This is a genomic window from Aeromonas sp. Marseille-Q5825 (assembly GCF_946892685.1).
GTDB lineage: Bacteria > Pseudomonadota > Gammaproteobacteria > Enterobacterales > Aeromonadaceae > Aeromonas > Aeromonas rivipollensis.
Genome location: NZ_CAMPOU010000004.1, coordinates 582,238 through 599,104, shown reverse-complemented (window position 1 = coordinate 599,104; position 16,867 = coordinate 582,238). Strand labels below are relative to the sequence as shown.

General features: G+C 65.3%; 17 protein-coding genes. 7 read left to right on the top strand and 10 right to left on the bottom strand.

Translation table 11 applies throughout. The annotated features are described in order from the left end of the window. Positions 1–69: 69 nt before the first annotated feature. A complete protein-coding gene (locus OC537_RS13390; protein ID WP_262112236.1) occupies positions 70–816 on the bottom strand; it encodes an AraC family transcriptional regulator in 747 nt (248 codons plus the stop codon). 35 nt (positions 817–851) lie between these two features. After that, positions 852–1,175: a met regulon transcriptional regulator MetJ gene (gene metJ / locus OC537_RS13385; protein ID WP_005327165.1), complete on the bottom strand. Its 324-nt coding sequence runs from the start codon at positions 1,173–1,175 to the stop codon at positions 852–854. Positions 1,176–1,469: 294 nt separating this feature from the next. On the opposite strand from metJ, the gene metB reads away from it, so the two are divergent. Both metB and OC537_RS13375 read left to right on the top strand, forming a co-directional pair. Then, a complete protein-coding gene (metB, locus tag OC537_RS13380; RefSeq protein WP_111910522.1) occupies positions 1,470–2,648 on the top strand; it encodes a cystathionine gamma-synthase in 1,179 nt (392 codons plus the stop codon). Then, on the top strand, positions 2,648–5,116 hold the full coding sequence (locus OC537_RS13375; RefSeq protein WP_262111923.1) for a bifunctional aspartate kinase/homoserine dehydrogenase II: 2,469 nt from the start codon (positions 2,648–2,650) through the stop codon (positions 5,114–5,116). Before metB ends, OC537_RS13375 begins: the two co-directional genes overlap by 1 nt. Before the next feature lie 67 nt (positions 5,117–5,183). Here the strand turns inward: OC537_RS13375 and OC537_RS13370 are convergent, their stop codons facing one another. Both OC537_RS13370 and OC537_RS13365 read right to left on the bottom strand, forming a co-directional pair. Then, complete coding sequence (locus tag OC537_RS13370; protein ID WP_111910520.1) at positions 5,184–5,873, bottom strand: LrgB family protein; 690 nt, start codon at positions 5,871–5,873, stop codon at positions 5,184–5,186. Then, a complete protein-coding gene (locus tag OC537_RS13365; RefSeq protein ID WP_262111920.1) occupies positions 5,866–6,267 on the bottom strand; it encodes a CidA/LrgA family protein in 402 nt (133 codons plus the stop codon). Before OC537_RS13365 ends, OC537_RS13370 begins: the two co-directional genes overlap by 8 nt. A gap of 125 nt (positions 6,268–6,392) precedes the next feature. On the opposite strand from OC537_RS13365, the gene OC537_RS13360 reads away from it, so the two are divergent. Next, positions 6,393–7,277: a LysR family transcriptional regulator gene (locus OC537_RS13360; RefSeq protein WP_262111918.1), complete on the top strand. Its 885-nt coding sequence runs from the start codon at positions 6,393–6,395 to the stop codon at positions 7,275–7,277. A gap of 3 nt (positions 7,278–7,280) precedes the next feature. Here the strand turns inward: OC537_RS13360 and OC537_RS13355 are convergent, their stop codons facing one another. From OC537_RS13355 to OC537_RS13340, 4 genes are all read right to left on the bottom strand, one after another. Next, entirely contained in the window at positions 7,281–8,192 is a 912-nt protein-coding gene (locus OC537_RS13355; RefSeq protein WP_262111916.1) for a hypothetical protein, read from the bottom strand. A gap of 102 nt (positions 8,193–8,294) precedes the next feature. Then, positions 8,295–9,722: a PLP-dependent aminotransferase family protein gene (locus OC537_RS13350; protein ID WP_262111914.1), complete on the bottom strand. Its 1,428-nt coding sequence runs from the start codon at positions 9,720–9,722 to the stop codon at positions 8,295–8,297. After that, complete coding sequence (locus OC537_RS13345) at positions 9,719–9,856, bottom strand: hypothetical protein (protein WP_163137619.1); 138 nt, start codon at positions 9,854–9,856, stop codon at positions 9,719–9,721. Before OC537_RS13345 ends, OC537_RS13350 begins: the two co-directional genes overlap by 4 nt. After that, entirely contained in the window at positions 9,853–9,990 is a 138-nt protein-coding gene (locus OC537_RS13340) for a hypothetical protein (RefSeq protein WP_262111910.1), read from the bottom strand. Before OC537_RS13340 ends, OC537_RS13345 begins: the two co-directional genes overlap by 4 nt. Positions 9,991–10,132: 142 nt before the next feature. Here OC537_RS13340 and OC537_RS13335 point away from each other — a divergent pair, with 142 nt between their 5' ends. From OC537_RS13335 to OC537_RS13325, 3 genes are read left to right on the top strand one after another with little or no spacing between them, the layout of a single operon-like run. Next, positions 10,133–10,600: an OsmC family protein gene (locus OC537_RS13335; protein WP_262111908.1), complete on the top strand. Its 468-nt coding sequence runs from the start codon at positions 10,133–10,135 to the stop codon at positions 10,598–10,600. 17 nt (positions 10,601–10,617) lie between these two features. Then, positions 10,618–11,067, top strand: a complete 450-nt coding sequence (locus OC537_RS13330; RefSeq protein WP_262111907.1) for a rhodanese-like domain-containing protein — start codon at positions 10,618–10,620, stop codon at positions 11,065–11,067. After that, positions 11,057–11,782, top strand: coding sequence for a GNAT family N-acetyltransferase (locus OC537_RS13325; protein ID WP_262111905.1), 726 nt, complete (start codon positions 11,057–11,059; stop codon positions 11,780–11,782). Before OC537_RS13330 ends, OC537_RS13325 begins: the two co-directional genes overlap by 11 nt. A 109-nt stretch (positions 11,783–11,891) precedes the next feature. Here OC537_RS13325 and ybaK read toward each other — a convergent pair whose 3' ends face one another. Further along, on the bottom strand, positions 11,892–12,356 hold the full coding sequence (gene ybaK / locus OC537_RS13320) for a Cys-tRNA(Pro) deacylase (protein ID WP_106885775.1): 465 nt from the start codon (positions 12,354–12,356) through the stop codon (positions 11,892–11,894). Between the two features lie 201 nt (positions 12,357–12,557). On the opposite strand from ybaK, the gene OC537_RS20625 reads away from it, so the two are divergent. Continuing rightward, entirely contained in the window at positions 12,558–14,039 is a 1,482-nt protein-coding gene (locus OC537_RS20625) for a diguanylate cyclase (protein WP_316044156.1), read from the top strand. Between the two features lie 78 nt (positions 14,040–14,117). Here OC537_RS20625 and ppc read toward each other — a convergent pair whose 3' ends face one another. After that, the gene (gene ppc / locus OC537_RS13305) at positions 14,118–16,751 is read right to left on the bottom strand and encodes a phosphoenolpyruvate carboxylase (RefSeq protein WP_111910512.1); all 2,634 of its coding nucleotides are present in this window, start codon (positions 16,749–16,751) and stop codon (positions 14,118–14,120) included. Positions 16,752–16,867: the final 116 nt, after the last annotated feature.

The window sequence follows — 16,867 nt, the reverse complement described above, 5'->3', positions numbered from 1 at the left end:
CACACACCTTGCATTGGCCCCAGCATGCCTCGAAACGGCAGCCCCTGTCTTCGGCAAGGGGCCGGACTGTTATGGCTGCGGGCCGTTTTGCTGGCGCCAGCGCGACGGGGTCAGCCCCGTCTCGGCCAGGAAGCGCTCGGCGAAGGCGCCCTGATCCTGGTAGCCACAGCGGCTGGCCACTTCCCCTATGGGCAGGGCACTGTGGGCCAGCAGGGTGCGTGCCAGCGCCATGCGCCGCCCGCGGATGTAGTGGGAGGCGCTCATGCCGAACTGCTGGCGAAAGGCGTGCTTGAACTGGCTCTGGCCGAGGCAGGCAACAGCGGCGAGCCGCTCGTTGCCAAGGGGCTCGGCGAGGTGTGCCTCGATGTGGCGCTGCACTCTTGTCATGCGCGGAGCCAGGGCGGGGCCCATACCCTGACCCTGGGCCAGGAGGTTCAGCCAGATCTGCTCCATGCCGGCCACATGGCGACCCTGGCGCACCATCTGATGCAGGAAGGCGAGATAGTGGCGCTGGGGCTCGTCCAGGGGGATGAAGGGGCGCTCGCCGAGCGCCTCGGGCAGCCAGTGGCTCTCCTGCACCAGGAAGGAGAGCGCTGGGTCGGCGGCGTAGTCGTGACGTTCACCTGGGGCTATGACGCAGGCAAAGCCAGGGGCGAGGCGGCGCCCCTGGCCCTGCACCTCGATCTCGAGGGGGCCGTCCAGGGGGATCACCAGCTGGGCGAAGTCGTGACTGTGGCTGCTGATGTCGCTCTGGTAGTGGCGCAGGCTGAACGGGCAGGGGGCGGATAGGGATGACGCGGCACCGGGCCGCGTCATCGAAGAGGGGGGATTATGTGCCATGGGCCGCCGTATTACTCGGCGTCGAAATCTTCGATCTCTTTGCCCAGCGCCTCCATGATGGCGCGCGCCTCGGCGGGGACGCTGTCCGGATGATCCTTGCGCAGATCGTCGTCACAGGGCAGCGGTTGACCGGTGAATGCGTGCAGGAAGGCCTCACAGAGCAGCTCGCTGTTGGTCGCATGACGCAGGTTGTTCACCTGGCGACGGGTGCGCTCATCGGTCAACACCTTCAGCACCTTGAGCGGGATCGAGACGGTAATCTTCTTGACCTGTTCGCTCTTCTTGCCGTGCTCCGCATAGGGGCTGACGTAGTCGCCGTTCCACTCTGTACCCATGTTCCACCTGTTCTCGTTTGGCCGTGAGCGCGGATTTTAACCCTTAAGGAATTCAATGGCAATCCAACAGCAAAGCCATTTAGACGTCTAGAAGTGTTGACGGCTTTTTTGAGGTGGCGTAAGGTGGTTCACCATAGGCCAGCAATGGCAGGATAGCCGTGGCAGAGGCACAGCGGCCATCGTCCAGAGACACTTCAAGGAGAGCGGAAATGACCCACAAGGCCACCCTGGCGGTACGTTGTATCGGACATAGAGACAGATCAACTGCACAGTCACAGCGCCAAGGAGAGCATCATGAGTCATAAGGCCACCCTGGCGGTACGCACCGGGATTGAGACAGACACACAGCACGGTGCCGTGGTGCCCCCCATTTACCTCTCCAGCAACTACACCTTTGCCGACTTTGGCGAGCCCCGTCAATACGATTATGCCCGCTCAGGCAACCCGACCCGCACCAATCTGGCGGACGCGCTGGCGGCACTGGAAGGGGGCGCCGGCGCCGTGGTGACCGGCACCGGCATGGGAGCCGTCCATCTGGTGACCACGGCCCTGCTCAAGGCGGGGGATCTGCTGATCGCCCCCCACGACTGCTACGGCGGCACCTGGCGCCTGTTCGAGTATCTGGCGGCCAAGGGCCACTACAGGGTGCAGTTCGTCGATCAGGGGGATGAGGCTGCGCTCGCCGAGGCCCTGGCGCAGCAACCGGCCCTGGTGTGGGTAGAGACCCCCTCCAACCCGCTGCTGAGGGTGGTGGACGTGGCCGCCATCGCCGCCGCCTCCCATGAGGTGGGTGCCAAGGTGGTGGTGGACAACACCTTCCTCTCCCCGCTGCTGCAACAGCCGCTCTCGCTCGGTGCCGATGTGGTGGTGCACTCCACCACCAAGTACATCAACGGCCACTCCGACGTGGTGGGCGGGGTAGCGATCGCCAAGGATCAGACGCTGGCCGAGTCCCTGGTGTGGTGGGCCAACTGTCTGGGGCTCACCTCCGGCGCCTTCGATTCCTACCTCACCCTGCGTGGCCTGCGCACCCTGGCGCCGCGCCTGCGTGCCCATCAGGAGAACACGGACAGGATCCTCGCCTTCCTGCAGCAACAGCCGCTGGTCAAAAAAATCTATCATCCCAGCCTGCCTAGCCACCCGGGCCACGAGATTGCGCGTCGTCAACAGTCCGGCTTCGGCGCCATGCTAAGTTTTGAACTCGATTGCAACGAGACGGGGCTGCGTGCCTTCCTCGCGGCGCTGCGGCTGTTCTCGGTGGCGGAGTCCCTCGGCGGGGTGGAGAGCCTGGTGGCCCATCCGGCCAGCATGACCCACAGGGCCATGACTCCGGCGGCGCAGCAGGCGGCGGGCATCAGCGCCCAGTTGCTGCGCCTCTCTGTGGGCATAGAACACGGTGAAGACCTGGTGGCCGATCTGGCTCAAGGCTTTGAACAGGCGCAGTTGGCACAACAGGCAGAACAGGTGAAGTAATGGAACAGCAACAACAGGGAGAGAGTGCGGTGGCGGCAGAGAGAGCCTTGAAGCGGCGTCATGTGCACAAGTTTGGCGGCAGCAGTCTGGCGGATCCTGTCTGCTATCGCCGGGTCGCCAGCATTCTCGAACAGCAGGCCGAGCAGCAGGGCGGGGGCAGAGAGCTGGTGGTGGTCTCCGCCGCCGGCAAGACCACCAACCGGCTGATCCAGCTGGTGGAGCTGGCCGAGGCGGGTGACGAGGCCGCGGGCGAAGCCATCACTGCCCTGCACGCCTACCAGCAGAGTCTGATCGACGGCCTGCTGGAGGGGGAGTTGCTGCTCGACTTGAGCAAGCAGCTGACCGATGACATGCAGCAGATCGCCAAGACCCTGGAAGGGCAGTTTGATCGCTTCGAGCGCAACGGCTTGCTGGCCTTCGGCGAGGTGTGGTCGGCGCGCCTGCTGGCCGCCCTGCTCACCAGCCGTGGCGACAAGGCCATCTGGCTCGACGCCCGCAGCTTCCTGCGCGCCGAGGATGGCGCCCTGGTCAAGGTGGATGCCGCCATCTCCGGCGAGCTGCTCAAGGCGCGTCTGGCGGAGCACCCCGGCCGCATAGTGGTGACCGGCTTCATCGCCGCCGACATGGAGGGGCGCTCCCTGCTGCTCGGCCGCAACGGCTCCGACTACAGCGCCAGCCTCTTGGCCGCCCTGGCGGACGGGGAGTCCACCACCATCTGGAGCGACGTGGCCGGTGTCTACAGCGCGGATCCTCGCCGGGTGAAGGAGGCGCGCCTGCTGGAGCGCCTGAGTCTGGCGGAGGCCAACGAGCTGGCCCGCCTCGGCTCCTCCGTGCTCCATTCCCGTACTCTGCAACCCGTGGCCGACAGCCGCCAGCGCCTCACCCTGCGCTGCAGCTACAACCCGGACGAGGGCTGCACCCACATACTGCGCCGGGCACCGCGCTCCGGCGGGGCGCGCATCGTCTCCTCGGTGGATCAGATTGCCCTCATCGAACTCAAGGTGCTGCCCCAGACAGGTTATGAGCAGACGGTGGCCGCCATCGAGGCCCATCTGGCCCGTCATCGCCTCAACCCGCTCACCCTGCAGCGTCAGCCGGATCGGCGGGTGCTGCGCCTGGCCTACACCCTGGAAGTGGCGGAAGGGGCCTTCGAGATACTGCGCGACTTCCAGCTGCAGGGCAGCTTCACCGGTCTCATCCAGAAAGAGGGATTCAGTCTGGTGGCTCTGGTGGGGGCTGGCGTGACCGACAACGCCGAGCAGTGTCACCGCTTCTATCAGCTGTTGGCGGATCAACCCCTGGAGTTCGTCCAGGTGGCCAGAGATGGCCTGAGTCTGGTGGCCGTGGTGCGCCAGGTGGTGCTGGAGCCCCTGCTCATCGCCCTGCACAGCGCCCTGTTCAGCCGCCCGACCCGGGTCGGACTGGTGGTGTTCGGCAAGGGCAATATCGGCGGTCACTGGCTGGCGCTCTACGCCCGCGAGAAGGCGCGGCTCGAGCACGAGCTCAATATGGCGCTCACCCTCTACGGGGTGTTCAGCTCGGAAGGGGGCCTGCTGGATGAAGAGGGGCTGGATCCCCTCAAGGTGCGCGACAACTTCAATCCCAGGCCGCTGATCTGGCCGGAACTGCTGGGTCAGCTGGAGCAGCACGGCTTCGATGCGCTGATTGCGCTGGACATGACCGCCAGCGAGACGGTGAGCCGCTACTACCCGGATTTTGCCCAGCTCGGCATCCACATCATCGCCGCCAACAAGTTTGCCGGTGCCGCCGACAGCGAGTTCTACCAGCGCATCAAGCAGAGCTGCCGCGATCATCAGGTGCAGTGGCGTTACAACGCCACCGTCGGTGCCGGGCTGCCTATCCAGTCCAGCATCCAGATGCTGCGCCAGAGTGGCGACCGCATCCAGGGGGTCTCCGGCATCTTCTCCGGCACCCTCTCCTGGCTGTTCCAGCAGTATGACGGCACGCGCCCCTTCTCCGAGCTGGTGGACGAGGCCTGGCAGCACGGCCTGACCGAGCCGGATCCTCGCGAGGATCTCTCCGGCCAGGACGTGCGCAGGAAGCTGCTCATTCTGGCGCGGGAGGCGGGCTTCGAGCTCGACTCCGCCGACATCGAGCTGGAGAACCTGGTGCCCGTCTCCCTGCGCAAGGTGAGCACGGATCAGTTCATGGACAGGCTGAAAGATCTGGATGATCCCATCCAGACCGCGTTCGAGGGGGCCCGCCGGGTCGGCAAGGTGCTGCGCTACGTCGCCCGCTTCGAGCACGACGGCAAGGCGCGGGTCGGGCTGGAGACCCTGGAGCCCCACCATCCGTTCGCAAACCTCTTGCCCTGTGACAACGTGTTCGCCATCGAGAGCGACAGCTATCGCACCAACCCCCTGGTCATTCAGGGGCCGGGGGCGGGGCGCGAGGTGACCGCAGCCGCCATCCAGTACGATCTCTGGCAGATCTGCGCCAGCCTTTGAGAGCCTGGTGGATGACACAAAGAAGAGGCGCCCCTGGGCGCCTCTTCTCATTGGTGGTCACGATGCCTTACCAGAACAGCTTGCCCAGCAGGGGGGCGAGCAGCACTGTGGCCATGCCGGCTATCATCATCACCATACTGGAGACTACCCCCTCCTCGTTGCCCATCTGATAGGCCCGGGCCGTGCCGGCCCCGTGGGCCGAGGCGCCAAAACCCGCCCCCTTGCCGAGGCGGCTGCGGATGGCGAGCACCGTCAGCACGCTCTCCCCGACCGCCATGCCGATCACCCCGGTCAGCACCACGAACAGGGCGGTGAGATCGGCGTTGCCGCCCACAGATCGAGTCGCCTCCACCGCGAAGGGTGTGGTGATGGATCTCATGGCCATGCTGCGCTGCAGCAGCTCTGAGAGGTTCAGCCAGCGCGCCAGCAGCACAGTGCTGCCCACCGCCATGAGCACTGAGGCAAATACCCCCACCGACAGGGAGAGCCAGTGGCGGCGCATCAGCGCGCGGTTCTCGTAGACGGGCACCGCGAAGGCGACGGTGGCCGGGCCCAGCAGCCAGAGCAGCCAGTGAGATTCGGCCATGTAGTCCTGATAGGGGATGTGGAACAGCATCACCACCGCCACCAGCAGGGCGGGGGCCAGCAGCAGCGGCATCAGGGGCAGGATGCGCTTCTTGCCATAGAGCCACTTGCTGGCGTAGTAGAACAGCAGGGTGAGGGCGAAGCAGAGCAGGCCGAGCAGGGTGTCAGACATGGCGGCGACTCCGGCGGGCCAGCTTCAGTTCCAGGCGATAGACCCTGTCCACCACCAGGGCCGTGGTGCCGAGCACCAGCACAGTGCTTGTCACCAGCACCACCATGATGCGCCACCCCTCCTGCAACAGCAGCTCCTGATAGTTGACCACGGCCACCACGGCGGGCACGAAGAACAGCAGCATCTCCGCCAGCAGCCAGCGGGCACCTGCGCTGAACCACTGGGCCTTGACCACCCCGAGAAGGATGCAGATGAGCAGCAGCAACATGCCGGTAAGGTTGGCGGGCAGGGGCAGGTGGAAGGTGCGTACCGCTGTGTCGGCCAGCAGCCAGATGGCGGCCAGCAGGGCGATTTGGAAGGGGGTTTGCAACCAGCGAAGGCAGAAGGCTTTCATGATGGGCGTCTTTCTGTGAACCTGGTCACAGTATAAGTGGGGGCCAAACCTGCAAAAAATGAATTTAAATTATGAAAAATATGCCAAATTGGCATTATTTGGCGATCACCCCAGACGAGCGTCCCATGGATATCCGAGCCCTGCGTTACTTTGTCGAACTGGTGCGGGAGAAGAGCTTCACCCGCGCCTCCGAGAAGCTGTTCGTCACCCAGCCCACCATCAGCAAGATGATCCGCAGCATGGAGGAGGAGTTGGGCCAGCCCCTGCTCAATCGGGAGGGGCACAGCTTCACCCTGACCGACAGCGGCCAGGTGCTGTTTGCCCGTGGCCAGCTGATCCTGGCCCAGATGCAGCAGCTGGAGGCTGAGCTCGCGGATCTGCAGAGCCTGCAGCACGGGCGCCTGGCGCTGGGCATCCCCCCCATGGTGGGTCACGTCTATGCGGATCTCATCCGCGCCTACCGCAGCCGCTACCCCAAGGTGGAGCTCTCCATAGTGGAGTACGGCGGGCGCCGCATCGAGCAGGCGGTGCTGGAGGGGGAGCTGGATCTCGCCATCACCATGCTGCCGACCAAGGAAGAGGGGGTACTGAGCGCCCTGGAGCTGGACTGCTATCCCATTCAGGTGGTGCTGCCGGACCTGCCGCGCTGGCGCGGGGGCAGCGAGATCCGGTTGGGGGACTTGAAAGAGGAGCCCTTCCTGCTCTACACCCAGGCCTTCACCCTGAGCGAGCGGCTGGAGCAGGCCTGCCAGCAGGCGGGTTTCGTGCCCCAGGTGGCGGCGCGCAGCAGCCAGTGGGATTTTCTCACCGCCATGGTGCGCAGCGGCATGGGGGTCGCCTTCCTGCCCGAGCCCATCTGCCGGCGGCTGACCCCGGACGGCCTGGTGCTGCGCCCCTTGTTGCCGGAGCTGAGCTGGCGTCTCGGAGTGATCTGGCCGAGTCGGCGCTACCTCTCCCGCACCGCCGAGGCCTGGCTCGCCCTGTGTCGCGAGCAGGGGGCGCGGGGCTAGGCGCTACTTGCCGACCCTGTCCGCCTTGTCGTGGGGAGGCATGCCGAAGGCATCCCGGGCCGGATCATAGAGATAGGAGCTGTAGTCGCTCCCCTCGCCGGGCAGCTGGGGGTTGCTCAGCCTGAACAGCTGGCGCGAGGCCAGTTGGGTGAACGCCAGGGAGGGTTGGAAGTGCTGGCGCCAGAGCCGCTTGAGGGAGCCGTCCTGCCAGGCCAGCCGCAGGCCGAGCTGGATGCGTTCGCGCTCCTTGTGGTAGGTGGCATGGCTGTAGAAGGCGTGGATCAGCGGGTAGAAGAGGGCCACATGGGGATCGACGGTGAGGGTCGGCAGCCTGGGGTGGTGGGTCTCCCACTCCGCCAGTATCTCGTTGGCGCCGCGACAGAAAAGATCGACCCTGCCACGGGCCACCATGCGAAACAGCGACTCGTAGTTGTCCACCTCCTGCACCTGGAAGCCGTTGTGGCGCAGGATGTCGGCATCCTGCCACCCCTTGCCACTCCCCTGACTGAACGCCTGAAGCTGGGCCAGGGTACGGACCCCGGCCAGGGCATCCGCACGGTCGGCACCGACGAAGCAGACCCGGTAACCGAGAATGCCGAGATCGATGGGGAAGGGGATCAGGCTGACCTCGGAGTGAGGAGTCTTCTGGGGCCAGCTGTCGACGATGAAGAGGGCACTCTTGCCCGGTTTTTGCACCTCGAGCCGCATCCGCGCCTTGTTCATCTTGAGGGAGTCGCGCAGCTCGTAGTCGCCATATTGCTGGCGGGTCTTCTCCAGCGCCAGCCGCATCGCCTCCCGGTAGTAGTCCATGCGGGCATCCTGTTCGTTTTCCGGGCTGAGCAGGGTAAATCGGGTGGCCGCCATCGGGGAGGAGGAGAGGGAGAGCGTGAGGAGCAGGAGCAGGAGTCGATACATCTTGGCCGGGTTCTACAACGGGATTGTGCCCATTATAGTTCGGTGCCCCAGCGGCGACACAGCACTAATGGCCCCCGGCTCCTCTGACCTCTGGGCCTGGTCTCAGACGGTTTCCATCAGCGCGCCCAGCTGGCGACACAGCTGGCGCAGGGTCTGGTTGTCGAGGCAGCCGAAGCCGAGCAGCCAGCCCTCCCGGGTAGGAGGGGCGAGGTGATACTGGTGCAGGGGGCGCAGCCCCAGCCCCCGGGCGTTGGCCGCCTCGGTCCAGCGGGCCTCGCCCCCGGAGGGAAGCAGCACGGCGCACTGCAACCCGGCGCCGCTGTGAATGGGGGTGAGCTGGGGGCAGTGCTCGGCCAGCTCGGCCAGCAGCAGATCCCGCCGGCTCTGGTAGACGAGGCGGCTCTGGCGCAGGTGGGTGGCGAAGTGCCCGGCGCGGATGAAATCCGCGGTGACCGCCTGCTGCAACTGGTTGCTGTGGCCATCGACGGCGGCGCGGGCCCGGCTGAAGGCCTCCATCAGGGGGCGTGGCAACACCAGGTAGGCGAGGCGCAAGGAACCAAACAGCACCTTGCTGAAGGTCCCCACATAGAGGACGCGCCCCTGGCTATCCAACCCCTGCAGGGCGGGGAGCGGCCGCTGATCGTACTGGTACTCCCCGTCGTAGTCGTCCTCCAGGATCCAGGCCCCGCGTCGCTCGGCCTCGGCCAGCAGTGCCATGCGGCGCGGCAGGCTCATGGGCACGCCCAGGGGGTACTGGTGGGCCGGGGTGCAGTAGATGAGCCTTGGGCTGGGGTGTTCACCGGCAGGGTTGAGCCCCTCCTCGTCCACCGGCACCGGGTGGATACGGGCGCCGGCGCTTTCCATGGCGGTACGGGCGCCGGGATAGCCAGGATCCTCCACCCAGACGGTGTCACCGGCATCGATGAGCAGCTGGGTCGCCAGCAATATGCCCTGCTGGGAGCTGGTGAGGATCAGGATCTGCTCCGGTTCGCACACCACGCCCCGCGACTGCACCAGGTAGCTGCTGATGGCGGCGCGAAGCTCCCCCAACCCCTGGGGATCCCCGTAATTCATCCAGTCGCTGGCACCCTGGCGCCACTGCTGCTGCATCAGGCGACCCCAGAGCGCCTGGGGAAAGAGGCGGGGATCCGGCTGGCTGGAGGCAAAGGAGCTGCCTACCTCGGGCACCTCGTGGCAGGCCCCCCCTTGCGCCATCTCCTGACCACGGCGAGAGAGACCCGCCGCCGACTGGGGCGGGCGCGGCGCGGGGCGCACCGCCGCCAGGGCGACGAAGCTGCCGGCCCCCACCTTGCGCACCAGATACCCCTCCGCCTCCAGCCGGCCATAGGCTAGCTCCACTGTGCTGCGGGAGACGCCGAGATCCCGGGCCAGCATGCGGCTGGCCGGCAGCCTGCCGTGCAGCGGCAGATGGCCCGCCAGTATGGCTTCACGCAGGGTACGCACCAGCTGTTCGTGCAGGGGAAGATCGTTTTGTTGCTGGTCGGCAAAGAGGGTCGGCAGGACAGTCATGACTGGCCTCCGCTGGGCTGGGGCAGATGGCCCCCCCATCCGGACATGGCCTCCCGCAGGGTGCGCACCAGCTGTTCGTGTAGGGGAAGATCGTTTTGCTGCTGGTCGGCAAAGAGGGTCGGCAGGACAGTCATGATTGGCCTCCGCTGGGCCGGGGCAGATGGCCCCCCCATCCGGACATGGCCTCCCGCAGGGTGCGCACCAGCTGTTCGTGCAGGGGAAGATCGTTTTGCTGCTGGTCGGCAAAGAGGGTCGGCAGTACTGTCATGGCACTTCCCGTTGCGGATAAATTGGTCTGCCCATATTGGCAAAATTGGTCGGCGTGGCAAGGCCATTTTGTCGCTACATTGGTGGACAAGGCAGTGAAGCAATCCCATTGGCAACACACATTGGTCACAGAAGGAGTCTGCATGTCGGAATACAGCGCCACCATCAGCTGGCAGCGAGGGGCCAGCGAGCCCTTTGTCGATCAGCGCTACAGCCGGGCCCATGAGTGGGCGTTTGACGGCGGAGTCAGGGTGCCCGCCTCCTCCTCCCCCCAGGTGGTGCCCTTGCCCTTTTCGGTGGCGGAGCACGTCGATCCGGAGGAGGCCTTCGTCGCATCCCTCTCCAGCTGTCACATGCTGACCTTCCTCTGGCTGGTCGCCAGGGCGGGTTATCTGGTGGAGAGCTACCGGGATGAGGCGGTCGGCGTCATGGAGAGAAACGAACGGGGTCGCCAGTCCATCACCCGGGTCACCCTGCGCCCCAGGGTGCGGTTTGGCGGCGAGCGTCAGCCCGATCTCGCCGCGCTGGAGCGGCTGCACCACCAGGCCCACGAGGAGTGCTTCATCGCCAACTCGGTCAACACAGTCGTCACCACAGAGATAGCGCTCTAATCACAAGGAGGTTCAGGATGAGTCATGTATTGAGTACCGGGGTCGCGAGCCCGCAGGAAGCCAGCGCCTTCTTCGAGGCCCAGTTGAAGTTTCGCACCGATCCGGCGGATCTCGCCGCCGATCTGCTGGCCGGGGAGGCGGCTGAGGGGGGCAGCATAGTGGTCATCGACACCCGCTCCCCCGCGCACTACGCCGAGGGTCATATTCCCGGTGCCATCTCCTTCCCCCATAGCACCATGAGCCCGGCGACCACGCAGGGGCTGTCGCGGGACAAGGTCTATGTCTGCTACTGCGATGGCATCGGCTGCAACGGCTCGACCCAGGGGGCGTACAAGCTGGCGGCCCTGGGCTTCAGGGTCAAGGAGCTGATCGGCGGCCTGCACTGGTGGCGCCAGGACGGCTTCGCCGTCACCACCGGCAGCGAGGCCGGTGTGCTGCTGGAAGGGGGGATCGCCTGTGCCTGCTGACCCCGTCTTCAACGGCCATGGCCAGCCCCTGGGCGAGTCTCTGCCCGACTGGCGTGGCGCCGAGTTCCCCCCTCACCGGATGCTGAGCGGCTGGGGCTGCCGGCTGGAGCCGCTGGACCCTGAGAGCCACGGCACCTCGCTCTGGCAGGCGTTCGGCGCCGACGATGGGACCATGTGGACCTATCTCACCAGCGGCCCCTTCGCGGATGAGGCGGCCATGCTGGCCTGGCTGCGAGGGGTCGCCGCCAGGGTCGATCCCCAGTTCTATGCCATTGTCGATGAGAGGAGCGGCCGGGCGCTGGGGCTTGCCAGCTACCTGCGCATCGACCCCGCCGCGGGCTGCGTGGAGGTGGGCTGGCTGCACTTCTCGCCGGCCCTGCAGCAGTCGCGGCTGGCGACGGCGGCCATGGCGCTGATGATGGCCAATGCCTTCGCCCTGGGCTATCGCCGCTACGAGTGGAAGTGCAATGCCCTGAATCGGCCCTCCTGGCAGGCGGCGCTGCGCCTTGGCTTTTGTTATGAGGGGACTTTCCGCCAGGCCCGGGTGGACAAGGGGCACAGCCGGGATACCGCCTGGTTCTCTGTGATAGACGGCGAGTGGCCCGCCCTGAAGGGCTGTTTCGAGCGCTGGCTGGCGGATGCCAACTTCGACGAACAGGGGCGCCAGCGGCTGCGGCTCTCAGAGCTGACCGCCGCCTGCCGGATGACGCCATAAGCCTGTGCTCCCTTGGGCCTGACTGGCAAAACGAGAGAGGCCCCGATTGCGGGGCCTCTCTCATGCTGGATCTTGCTTAACGAGTGGCCTTATTCATGGTGCTCGTCCCTTAGTGTTCACCGATGGGCGCGGCGATCCACTTCAGCAGGGTCAGCATGTCTTGTGGCGCCACCCCGACCGAGAGGCCGCGTTTGCCGCCGCTCACCAATATCTCGTCAAACGCCATGGCGGAGTCGTCCAGCACTGTCGGCAGCAGCTTCTTCTGAGCCAGCGGGCTTATGCCCCCCACCTTGTAGCCGGTCAGCTTCTCGGCCTCGGCCGGTTTCATCATCTCCACCTTCTTGAGCCCGGTGGCCTTGGCGAGCTGCTTGAGACTGCACATGCCGGAGGAGGGGACTATGGCGACCACCGCCTGCTTGTCGTGGTGGGCCAGCAGGGTCTTGAACACCTGAGCCTGGGGCAGGCCGAGCTGGGTCGCGGCATGCTTGCCGAAATCGTCGTGGGCCTCGCACTCGTAGGGGTAGAGCTTGTGGGGGATCTTGAGCTTCTTCAGCAGGTTGATGGCAGGTGTCATGGGGTCTCCTCGGGCCTAAACAAGGCCAGACAGTCTGCGCCCGGGCGGCGGGCATGGCAAGTGGCCCTCCTCGATGGTGCTCATCTTGGGGGTGACCCCATATTCGCGAAACGGCCGCCTCACACCTATGATCTGGGGCTGTCTCTCCCCCTGCCTATACTGGCTGTGAGCAGGTGTTGGCGATCGAAAGGAATCCTGGCCATGAATACCCCGGTAAACAGCTTCATCGACATGGGCACCCTGGGGCGTTATGACGCCCTTGCAAGGCTGACCGCCCTGGACCGAGCCTATGGCATAGCCGAGTTCGATCTCGATGGCCGCATGGTGTCGGTGAATGGACTGTTCTGCGACCTCATCGGCTATGCCTCCGAGGAGCTGATAGGCCAGTCTCACCTGTTGCTGCTTCCCCCCGAGCAGCAGGAGGAGCACGATAGCTTCTGGCAAGGGGTGCTCAGCGGCGAGATCCGCTCGGGGTCGTTTCGCCGCATCATGCGCGGGGGCGGCAGTGTCTGGATCCACGCCACCTACATGCCCATTACCAATGAGGCGGGGACCCTGCTCGGAGTGATCAAGCTGGCCCACGACATCACCCCCGAAGTGCTGGCGGAGCAGCGCGTCGAGCAGCAGAGCCAGTTGTTCGACATAGTGGTGGCCGCCCACCAGAGCTTTCTGCTCGATCGCAATCTCGGCTCCGCCTGCGACACCGTCTTCGAGCGGTTGCTGAGCGTGAGCCAGAGCGCCTATGGCTTCATCGGCATCATCCAGTATGAAGAGGAGCGTCCCAGCCTCTACATCCCCTCCATCTCCAACATCTCCTGGGACCAGGCCACCCACGCCTGGTACGAGCAGCAACGCCAGAGCAGAGGGGGGCTCATCTTCAACAAGCTCGACAACCTGTTCGGCCACGTGGTCACTCACAACACCCTGGTGTGCTGCAACGATCTGCCGAGTCATCCGGCGAGTCGCGGCGTCTCTCCCCGGGGTCATCCCCATCTGGACAGCTTTCTCGGCATTCCCATACGCCACAAGGGGGAAGCCATCGGCATGATAGCCCTGGCCAACCGCCCGGGCGGCTTCGACGAAACCCTGGTGAGCTTGCTGGAGCCGCTTACCACTGCCCTGGGCACCCTGATCCACGCCCGCAATCTGGAGGACGAACGCAGCCACATGGAGCGGGTGCTGCGCTTCAACGCCGAACACGACTTTCTCACCAAGCTGCCCAACCGCAGCAGCTTCTTCAGTCAGGCCAATGTGCTGCTCGAGCACATCCAGCGCCATCCGGCCGAGGGGGAAGCCTGTTGCCTGGCCCTGATCGACATCGATTTCTTCAAGCAGATCAACGATGAGCATGGTCACCTTGCCGGGGATGCGGTGCTCGAGGAGCTGGCCCGTCTGCTGATGCAGGCGGTGCGCAGCCAGGATCTGGTGGCGAGGTTCGGCGGGGAGGAGTTCATCATGCTGCTGCGCGGCACCACCCAGGAGGAGGCCCGCGGCATCATGGATCGCACCCGCCAGCAGATAGAGCAGCACCCCTTCTTGCATCAGCACCAGCCAATAGCCGTCACCATCAGCGTGGGCCTTACCCCCTATCAGATGGGCTACCGCTGCATGGATGACTGGCTGCTGTGCGTGGATCAGCGCCTCTACGAGGCCAAGCGCCAGGGACGCAACCGTATTGCCTAGGGGCTGAATAGCCAAAATAGAAAGGGCGCCATATAGGCGCCCTTTTATGTCAGGAAGTGAAGCTGGATAGCCCGGCCATCAACCCGTGTTGCGCATGCCTGCGGCTATGCCGGCTATGGTGACCATCAGCGCCTGATCCAGCTCGGGGTGCAGGGTCTCCGGGTTCTTGCGCGAGCGACCAAGCAGCTCGACCTGCAGCACGTTGAGCGGGTCTGTGTAGGGGTTGCGCAGCTTGATGGACTCCTTGATCCAAGGCTGGTCGTCCAGCAGGTCACCCTGCGGGCGCAGCTCCAGCACCACCTGGATGGAGTCGGCAAGCTCCTGACGCAGCTGCTTGCCGAGGGCCCACAGCTCTTGCGGCACCAGGCGGGTGTCGTAGTACTCCGCCAGCCAGAGGTCGGCCTTGAGGAACACCATCTCCAGCATCTCGAGGCGGGTGCGGAAGAAGGGCCACTGGCGGCTCATCTCGTCCAGCACGCTCTTCTGGCCGTCATCTATGGCCTGCTGCAGGCCCTTGTGGGCACCGAGCCAGGCCGGCAGCATCAGCCGGTTCTGGGTCCAGGCGAAGATCCAGGGGATGGCGCGCAGGCTCTCGACGCCGCCGTTGGGCTTGCGCTTGGCGGGACGGGAACCGAGCGGCAGCTTGCCGAGTTCCATCTCAGGGGTGGCGGCGCGGAAGTAGGGCACGAAGTCCGGGTGGCCGCGCACTATGCTGCGGTAGTGATCGCAGGAGACGGTAGCCAGCTGCTCCATCACGGCGCGCCAGCACTCCTTCGGCTTGGGCGGCGGCAGCAGGTTCCCCTCCAGCACGGCGCTGGTGTAGAGGTTCAGGCTGTGGATGGCCACCTTGGGCAGGCCGAACTTGAAGCGGATCATCTCCCCCTGTTCGGTGACCCGCAGACCACCGCGCAGGGATCCCGGCGGTTGGGACAGGATCGCCTGATGGGCGGGGGCGCCGCCACGACCGACGGTACCGCCACGGCCATGGAACAGGGTGAGGCGGATGTTGTTGGCCTCAGCCAGCCCCACCAGGGATTCCATGGCGGCGTACTGGGCCCAGCCGGCGGCCATCATGCCCGCATCCTTGGCGGAATCCGAGTAGCCGATCATCACGTACTGGCGACCCTGAATGTAACCGCGATACCAGTCCACCGACAGCAGGCGATCCATCACGGCGGTGCCCGCCATCAGATCTTCCTGGGTCTCGAACAGCGGCGCGACCGGCATGCGGAACTTGCAGCCGGCTTCCTTCAGCAACAGCTGCACCGCCAACACGTCGGAGGGGGCGCCGGCCATGGAGATGATGTAGATGCCGAACGCATCGGGGTCGTGACCGGCGATCACCCGGCAGGTGTCTATGGTCTCGCGGGTCTCGTCGCTCGGTGCCCAGTCGGTGGGGATCAGCGGGCGGCGGGAGTTCAGTTCGTTGAGCAGGAAGGCCTGCTTGTCATCCTCGCTCCACTCGGCGTAGTCCCCCATGCCGAGGTAGCGGGTCAGCTCGGAGAAGACCTGACCGTGACGCTCGCCATCCTGGCGTATATCCAGCTTGACCAGGTGGATGCCGAAGCAGGCCAGCTTGCGCAGCACATCCAGCAGCATGCCGTCGGCTATGTTGCCCATGCCGCAGGCGTGCAGGGAGTGATAACAGAGCTCCAGCGGCTCGCGCAGCTGGGCGGTGGTCTTGATGAGATCGCGGCTCTCGCTCGCCTGACCCTGCACCTTGGCGGTGAGGAATTCCTGGGTCTCGCGCAGCGCTTCGCGCAGCTCGCGCACCAGGGCGCGGTAGGGCTCGGGGTTGTCACCGACCCGGGCGCGCAGTGCCTCGGTACAGTCGGCCATGGAGAGCTCGGAGGTGAGCTCCTTGATGTCCTTGTAGAACAGGTTGACCGCCATCCAGCGGCCCAGCTCCAGTACCTCGGCGGTCACCTTGGCGGTGACGAAGGGGTTGCCGTCGCGGTCACCGCCCATCCAGGAGGTGAACTTGACCGGCGCGGCATCCAGCGGCAGGCGCACACCCAGGTGGTGTTGCAGACGCTCGTCCAGGTTGCGCATGAATTCGGGAATGGCCGGCCACAGGCTGTTCTCCACCACGGCGAAGCCCCACTTGGCTTCGTCTACCGGGGTCGGGCGCTGTTCGCGGATCTCGTTGGTGTGCCAGGCCTGATTGACCAGCTGTTCGATGCGATTGAGGATCTTGTCCCGCTCGCGGGGCAGCAGATCGGAGAGCTCCAGCGCTTCCAGGCAGTCGTTGAGCTGGACGTGCTTGTGGATCAGGGTGCGACGGGTCACCTCTGTGGGGTGGGCGGTCAGCACCAGATCGATGTCCAGCTCGCGCACCGCCTGGATGATGGCCTCCTGGGAGAGGTTGGACGCCTTGAGCTTGGCGAACATCTGCTCCAGGGGATCCGGCGTGCACTCCTGCTCTTCGCAGCGACGGGAGATGGTGTGGAACTGCTCCGCCACGTTGGCCAGATTGAGGAACTGGCTGAAGGCGCGGGCCACCGGCAGCAGCTCGTCATCGGAGAGGGTACGCAGGGTCTCGAGCAGGCGTTCCCGGTCTGTCTCGTTGCCCTTGCGGGAGGACTTGGCCAGTTGACGAATGGTCTCAATCTTGTCGAGGAAGGCTTGACCCTGATGATCCTTGATGGATTTACCCAGCAGTTGGCCCAACATGCCTACGTTGGCCCGTAGTGCGGCGTACTTTTCGTTCATTCCACATCCTTATTTTTGTTGGTGCCCCTTGACCTTCCGGGGGGAGAGGCAGCCTCACTTATTGTTGTGCGATTACAACATATGCTCCGTCATCTTAGGGGGACAATCTACCCAGA